This is a genomic window from Sulfurimonas sp. (assembly GCF_032250635.1).
In the GTDB taxonomy this organism is placed as follows: domain Bacteria; phylum Campylobacterota; class Campylobacteria; order Campylobacterales; family Sulfurimonadaceae; genus Sulfurimonas.
This window is the reverse complement of record NZ_JAVVFL010000130.1, coordinates 1-6,639: the sequence shown is the minus strand read 5'-3', so window position 1 is coordinate 6,639 and position 6,639 is coordinate 1. Positions and strand designations below refer to the sequence as shown.

Sequence of the window (6,639 nt, the reverse complement as noted above, 5' to 3'; positions counted from 1 at the left end):
TCGGCAAGTACCTGATTCATTTTTGCAGCATAAAGACGTGAGCGTTTTGCAAGCTCTTCTGCACGACGAAGCTTTGCAGTTGATACAAGCTTCATTGCGCGAGTCGTCTTTTGAGTGTTAGTAACACTCTTAATCTGTCTTTGAATATCTTTCAAGTTTGCCATAAAGTTTTCCTTACGCTACTATGAAGTTAGCTTTGAACTCTTCAAGTGCTTTCAACATTAGTGCTTTAGTGTCATCATCTACTTTAGAAGTACTTCTGATACTCTCAAATATTTGAGGATATGATGCTTCAACAAATGGATACAACTCTGCTTCAAAACGAACAACGTTTGAAGGATCCATGTCATCCAAGAAACCTTCATTTCCAGCAAATATAATTAGAACTTGCTTCTCAACAGATAGTGGAGAAAAAGGAGGCTGCTTAAGAACTTCAACCATTCTCTGTCCACGCTCTAGCTGCTTACGAGATGTCTCATCAAGGTCAGATGCAAATTGTGCAAATGCTTGTAACTCACGATACTGAGCAAGGTCAAGTCTTAACGTACCGGCAACTTGCTTAGTAGCTTTAATCTGAGCAGCTCCACCAACACGAGAAACAGAAAGACCAACGTTAATCGCTGGACGAACACCCGAGTTGAATAGTTCAGTCTCAAGAAAAATCTGACCATCAGTAATAGAGATAACGTTAGTAGGAATATACGCCGAAACATCACCCGCCTGTGTCTCAATAATAGGAAGAGCAGTTAATGAACCAGCGCCTCTTTCGTCAGAAACTTTTGCAGCTCTCTCTAAAAGACGAGAGTGGATATAGAAAACGTCACCAGGATATGCTTCACGGCCTGGAGGGCGACGAAGAATAAGTGACATCTCACGGTAAGCAACTGCATGTTTACTTAAATCATCATATACAATCAGACCATGTCTAGCGTTATCACGGAAATATTCACCCATAGTAACACCAGTATATGGAGCCAAGAATTGAAGTGCTGCCGCCTCAGCTGCCGTTGCAGAAACGATAATAGTGTACTCTAGTGCACCATGATCTTCTAAACGACGAATGATTTGTGCAACAGTTGACTCTTTTTGACCAACTGCAACATAAATACAAACAACACCGTTACCTTTTTGATTGATAATAGCGTCTAATGCGATTGTTGTTTTACCAGTTTGACGGTCACCGATGATAAGCTCTCTTTGACCTCTTCCGATTGGAACAAGCGCATCAATAGCTTTGATACCTGTTGCTAGTGGCTCATGAACAGATTTTCTATCCATAATACCAGGTGCTTTTTCCTCAACGAAACGAGTTTCAGTTGTCTCAATTGGACCTTTTCCATCAATCGGCTCACCTAGAGCATTAACAACACGCCCAAGAAGCGCGTCGCCAACAGGAACACGAAGAAGACGACCTAGTCTTTTTACAGACATGCCCTCTTTCAACATTGTTCCTCCTCCAAGAATAACAACACCTACGGTGCTCTCCTCAAGGTTCATAACCAAACCTCTAGTTCCCTCTTCGAACTCTACCATCTCACCAGCCATAACATTGCTAAGTCCGTAAACTTGCGCAACGCCATCAGCATATGAAACGATTTTGCCTGTCTCATTGATATCAACACTTAGTTCAAAGTTATCGATACGCTCTTTTATTATTGAGCTGATTTCATCAGCCTGAATTTTTGCTACCACTACACGTCTCCTCTCGTTGAAAGTTAAATTGCTTTTGCAATATGTTCTATAATTTGACTGTTAATTCTTGATTTTGAGAAACTAATCTCAATACCTAAATCTTCAACATCTACTTTTATTCCGTTAAAGCTGCTTTTCTCAAACTTTAAAGATATTTTTGAATCAAACTTACTGCTTAACCCATTGCTTAGGTCTTCTATGACCTTCGCATCAACCTCACTGTCGCTATATATAACTCCAGTATAGTTTTTTGTCGTAACAGCTATATCTTTTCTCATTACTTCCGCTATTGCAGGAATAATGCCAATTCGATTGTGCTCAGCGAGAAGTTTAATTAAATTCTCAACATCTTTCGATTCTGCAGATTTAACCGCATCCAACAAAATCGCTGATTTTTGATTTTTGTCAATATCAGGATTGTTGATGATTTGAATAAACTTTTCATTTTTAAATGCTTCAGCTAAAATAGAAAATATAGCAGATGTCTCTTGCATCTTCTCTGCACTGGAGCTCTTTTTAAGAGCTTTTATATATCTTTTTGCAATTAACTCTTCCATGCTATGCCACCTTCTTTAAGATAACATTTGCCATCGCTTCTTTATCAAAGCTCTCATCACTTTGAGCAAGAACTTCTTTAAGCGTCTCTTCGACAACACTTCGAACCATTTTTCTTTGCTCAAACTCTATTAAAATAGCTTGTTGCTTCGCCATATTTTCAACATCAGCATCACATTGAGACATAATATTATCATTGATAATTTTATTCTCTTTTTTTGAACTAACTGCCAAATCCTGTGTGAATTTCTCAGCCGCTGTAATTTTAGCTAAAGCATCTTTTTTCAGAGCTGCCGTCTCTCTTAACTTCTCTTGCACTTTTTTCATCTCATCGGCAATTGACTGACTTCTTGATGAAAAATAGTTTTTTACAGGTTCAGCAACAAGATACCAGATAAGAGCTGCAAACAGTAAAAAGTTTACCGTTCTTTGTACTATGTCTGTTCCTGCGTTTTCTGCACTGCCACTGGATGCCAATGCATAGGTTGATATCATTAGCATAAATACTAAAATTCTACTCACATTACATCCTTATATTTGACTAAATTTAGCTTTTACAGCTTCTTTGAACAGCGGAATCTGTGATTTTAAATCACCGCTTAACTGTTCGCGAGTTTTAGCGAGTAACTGCTCAAACTCTAAGTACTGACTAGCTAGTTCAGCACGTTTTGCTTCTAACTTACTCTCTGCTAACTCTTTAGCATCCGTAATAACCTTCTCTCTTAAGGCCGCGGCTTCCAGTTTTGCATTTACAATTATAGATTGCGCTTTTGCTTCAAGTTCTTTGATTTCCTCATCGTTTGAACCTATTTTTTCAAGGTCTTTTTTGATGTCTTCATCTCTTTTACTCATATAAGCGAATAATGGATTGTAAAGCCAACTGTTTAGTACGGCTATAAGCGTAAGAAACACGATTAATGTAGCTACGAGTAGTATCGGATTTATATCTAACATAGCACCTCCTAAAAGTTGCGTGATTATACTATGTTAAAATTAAAAGAATTGTTAAAGTAATAAAAAATTTAAACTTTTTTTATATTTTTTATAAAATATTTTAAATTTATTTGAGTTTATGACGACTTGAATTGGCGGAACTCTTTGTAATTCTTGAAAAACAAAGTTTTTTATAGCTTTAGGGGGTTGTAGGGACTTTAGTCCCTGCCACTAAAACGGACGCGTTCGTTTTAGTGCGTAACATTAATAAGAAAGTTTGAAAACTCTTCTACTTGCTCTTTAGAGTCAAAATCTATTGTGAGGCTTTTGTTTGAACTTTTGCTTTTAAAACCAAGCTCTAAAAGTTTCTCTTTGATCTCTTTAAAGTTATACGAAGGGGTCGTTGCTTTCTCAGAACTGTCAGTTTTTTGGTTTTTCATGCTTTTTATAGTTACTTCAACTTCTCTTACGCTCAATTTTTGCCCGATTATTGAGTTTACAATCAGCTGCTGCTGCTTCTCATCAAGTCCAACCAAAACCTTTGCATGACCCGTGCTTATCTTCTTCTCTATAAGTGCTCTTTGAGTTTTATGTGAAAGTTGTAAAAGTCTTATAGTGTTAGTGATGTGTGTTCTGCTTTTGTGTATTTTAGTAGAGAGCTCTTCTTGTGTAATTTCATGAAGCTTGATAAGCTCGCCGTAGGCATGCGCAAGTTCGATAGAGTTTAGCTCGTCTCTTTGGATATTTTCTATGAGTGCAAATTGTCTCATCTTCTGTTCGTCGCTATTTAAAATAATCGCACGAATTGTTTTTAACTTTGCCAGTTTTGATGCACGAAGCCTTCTCTCTCCAGCTATTAAAACATACCCGTCAACATCCTCTGTTACAACTATCGGCTGTAGCAGTCCGTCATTTTTTATAGATTCGCTAAGCTCATAAAGAGAACTCTCTTCAAAATGTTTTCTCGGTTGAAACGGATTTGGTCTTATATCTTTTAGAGGAATCTCTACAATCGAATCTTTTTGAGAAACCTCGTTTTCATAAGCCTCATCTATCTCGCCTAAAAGCGCCCCTAACCCTCTGCCTAATTTTTGTGACTTCATATTTGCATAATCGCTTGTGCTAAATTTTGGTACGCGATAGAACCTGCTGATTTCACATCATAAAGTATTGCAGGCTTACCGAATGATGGTGATTCTGCAAGTTTTACATTTCGCGGAACCACTATAATCTCTCCGCTCTCATCTTTAAAAAGCTTGCTGTCAAAATGCTGCTTTAAATCTGCAAAAACCTGCTTTGAGAGGTTGTTTTGCGCGCTGAACATCGTAGGTAAAAAACCTTTAATACTTAGTTTTTGATTTATTGATTTTCTTACAAGTTTCACAGTATTTAAAAGCTGTGCCAAACCCTCAAGTGCAAAAAACTCACACTGGATAGGGATGATAACGGAGTTTGAAGCCGAGAGCGCATTTATGGTCATCGGTCCAAGTGCCGGAGGAGAATCAATTATAATATAGTCATAATCTTTTAAGACGTTCGCTATCGCTTTTTTCAAAACAAGCTCACGCCCCTTTGAATTTTGCGCATCATAATACTCTTTCTCTATTCCTACAAGCCCGATATTTGAGGGCGCCAGATGAAGAGTCGGAAGTTCTGATTTTAGTATAATATCTTTTAGTTTTTTTGTTCCGATAAGTACATGATATAAATTGAATTCATAATCGTTTCTGTGAAATCCCAAAGAGGTAGTAGCATTAGCCTGAGGGTCTGAGTCAATCAAAAGCACTTTTTTTTCTGCAACTGCAAGTGAGGCAGCTAAGTTTACTGCGGTAGTTGTTTTGCCAACACCGCCCTTTTGATTTGCAATTACGATTACTTCACTCATCTTAGACTATATATCCTCTCGCCGTTGACTACAACTGCCCCATCACTCTGCAGTGACGCACCCTCTAAAGAAATTCTTAAATTTTTACTATGTGTATGAAAGTTTTGATTTCTGTAAAATTCTAACTTATATTTACTAAAAACTTGCTTCCATGAACTCTTTTTTTCAATATTTATAAAATAGCTTTTTATAAGCTCATCTCTGTGTATATCCACATCTAGCTTTGTAAAATTATCCGGTGCTTTTGCTATATTTAACCCTACACCGCAAACCAAGCTCTCTTTGAGCAGATTTGTAATCATTCCGCCGACTTTTTGATTTTTTACATAAAAATCATTGGGCCACTTAAGCCAAACTTCTGAACCAAACTCTTTAAGCGTCTCTTTTAAAATATAAGAAAAATATATAGATGCGGATTCAAGTTTCAGATCTTTTGGCAGTTGCTCCAGTGAAATGGCAAAAGATAAAAAGAGATTATCCGTAACTCCAATCCAAGAGTTTTCTCTGCTTCCGACTCCTGCTGTTTGAGAGTTTGCGACTACGGCATAAGGGAGAGAAATTTTGCCCTCATGGATCAGCTCTTTGAGATATTTTTGCGTTGAGTCTACACTCTCAAGATAGAGTATCTGCAACCCCTACCCTTTTTCCGTTTATATAAGAGAGAACATCCATCTCATTTTTTGATTCAGGCTGTACTCTGTAGACTCTAATACTGCCCTTTTTACATCCGAGTACGATAGACTCTTTTTCTATTTTCAGAATTTTTCCGCTCTTATTCTCACTCTCTTTTTCAACCAACTCTATCTTCTTAAGTTTGAGTCCAGAGGCGAGGTAGATGCCCGGCCAAGGCGTAAATGCACGATACTTGTTAAAGAGAGTCTGCGCATCTTCAAACGTGACTTCACCATCTTGTTTTGTAATTTTTATGCAGTGTGAGGATTGCGCGTCATCCTGTTTTATGGGTGTGTATTTATTAAAGTTCTCTAGCACGTCAATAGTAAGTTCACATGCGGCGTCCGTAAGTCTATCAAAGAGCGACTCAGCCATCTCATCTTCGCCGACATCAATCTCTTTGATTTTAATAATATCTCCGGTATCAAGCCCCTCATCCATAAGCATGGCAGTTATGCCTGTTTTGCTATCTCCGTTTAAAAGAGTTTGCTGTATTGGGCTTGCTCCTCTGTATTGCGGCAATATTGAAGCATGAAGATTTATACAAGGTGCGTGTTCTAGTATCTCACGCGGAAGTATCTGACCGTACGCTGCAACAACAATATAGTCACAATCAAGTTCTCTAAGCTCTTTAATCGCGCTCTCATCTCTTAATCGATTCGGCTGATAAATGCTAATATTGTTTTGCAGTGCTATAGTCTTAACAACGGGAGGAGTGAGAACTTTTTTTCGTCCCACTGGCTTGTCAGGCTGGGTATAAACGGCAACAACTTCCATCTCTTTTGTAGCTAGAATTTTTTCTAAAATCCGCGCGGCATACTCAGGTGTTCCCATAAAAATTATTTTCATCACTTCTCCTACAAATCTCATATAACCCGAACAAAGTCCAGATTATATTCAGT

9 protein-coding genes are annotated in these 6,639 nt (G+C 37.9%); all 9 read right to left on the bottom strand.

The features are described 5' to 3' along the window. Positions 1–164 (bottom strand): F0F1 ATP synthase subunit gamma (locus tag RQ763_RS08385; RefSeq protein WP_314152338.1); only part of this gene is annotated, 164 nt, incomplete at its 3' end. A 10-nt stretch (positions 165–174) separates the two neighbouring features. After that, entirely contained in the window at positions 175–1,692 is a 1,518-nt protein-coding gene (gene atpA / locus RQ763_RS08380) for a F0F1 ATP synthase subunit alpha (RefSeq protein ID WP_314152337.1), read from the bottom strand. 23 nt (positions 1,693–1,715) lie between these two features. After that, complete coding sequence (locus RQ763_RS08375) at positions 1,716–2,249, bottom strand: F0F1 ATP synthase subunit delta (protein ID WP_314152336.1); 534 nt, start codon at positions 2,247–2,249, stop codon at positions 1,716–1,718. A 1-nt stretch (position 2,250) separates the two neighbouring features. Further along, a complete protein-coding gene (locus tag RQ763_RS08370) occupies positions 2,251–2,769 on the bottom strand; it encodes a F0F1 ATP synthase subunit B (protein ID WP_314152334.1) in 519 nt (172 codons plus the stop codon). 9 nt (positions 2,770–2,778) lie between these two features. Beyond that, positions 2,779–3,201 carry a FoF1 ATP synthase subunit B' gene (locus tag RQ763_RS08365; RefSeq protein ID WP_314152333.1) on the bottom strand — a complete coding sequence of 141 codons (423 nt, stop codon included), beginning with the start codon at positions 3,199–3,201 and terminating at the stop codon, positions 2,779–2,781. Between the two features lie 230 nt (positions 3,202–3,431). Next, a complete protein-coding gene (locus RQ763_RS08360) occupies positions 3,432–4,283 on the bottom strand; it encodes a ParB/RepB/Spo0J family partition protein (protein ID WP_314152332.1) in 852 nt (283 codons plus the stop codon). Further along, entirely contained in the window at positions 4,280–5,065 is a 786-nt protein-coding gene (locus RQ763_RS08355) for an AAA family ATPase (protein WP_314152331.1), read from the bottom strand. Before RQ763_RS08355 ends, RQ763_RS08360 begins: the two co-directional genes overlap by 4 nt. Beyond that, positions 5,062–5,697 (bottom strand): biotin--[acetyl-CoA-carboxylase] ligase, encoded by a 636-nt coding sequence (locus RQ763_RS08350; protein ID WP_314152329.1) that lies wholly within the window; start codon positions 5,695–5,697, stop codon positions 5,062–5,064. The genes RQ763_RS08355 and RQ763_RS08350 overlap by 4 nt, the downstream gene beginning before the upstream one ends. Beyond that, entirely contained in the window at positions 5,678–6,586 is a 909-nt protein-coding gene (gene fmt, locus RQ763_RS08345) for a methionyl-tRNA formyltransferase (protein WP_314152328.1), read from the bottom strand. Before fmt ends, RQ763_RS08350 begins: the two co-directional genes overlap by 20 nt. Positions 6,587–6,639 lie beyond the last annotated feature (53 nt).

What these genes read in the sequence shown, in the direction of transcription:
- RQ763_RS08375 (WP_314152336.1), bottom strand. Translation starts at nt 2,249, where the DNA reads ATGGAAGAGTTAATTGCAAAAAGATATATAAAAGCTCTTAAAAAGAGC.
- RQ763_RS08365 (WP_314152333.1), bottom strand. Translation starts at nt 3,201, where the DNA reads ATGTTAGATATAAATCCGATACTACTCGTAGCTACATTAATCGTGTTT.
- RQ763_RS08360 (WP_314152332.1), bottom strand. Translation starts at nt 4,283, where the DNA reads ATGAAGTCACAAAAATTAGGCAGAGGGTTAGGGGCGCTTTTAGGCGAG.
- RQ763_RS08355 (WP_314152331.1), bottom strand. Translation starts at nt 5,065, where the DNA reads ATGAGTGAAGTAATCGTAATTGCAAATCAAAAGGGCGGTGTTGGCAAA.
- fmt (WP_314152328.1), bottom strand. Translation starts at nt 6,586, where the DNA reads ATGAAAATAATTTTTATGGGAACACCTGAGTATGCCGCGCGGATTTTA.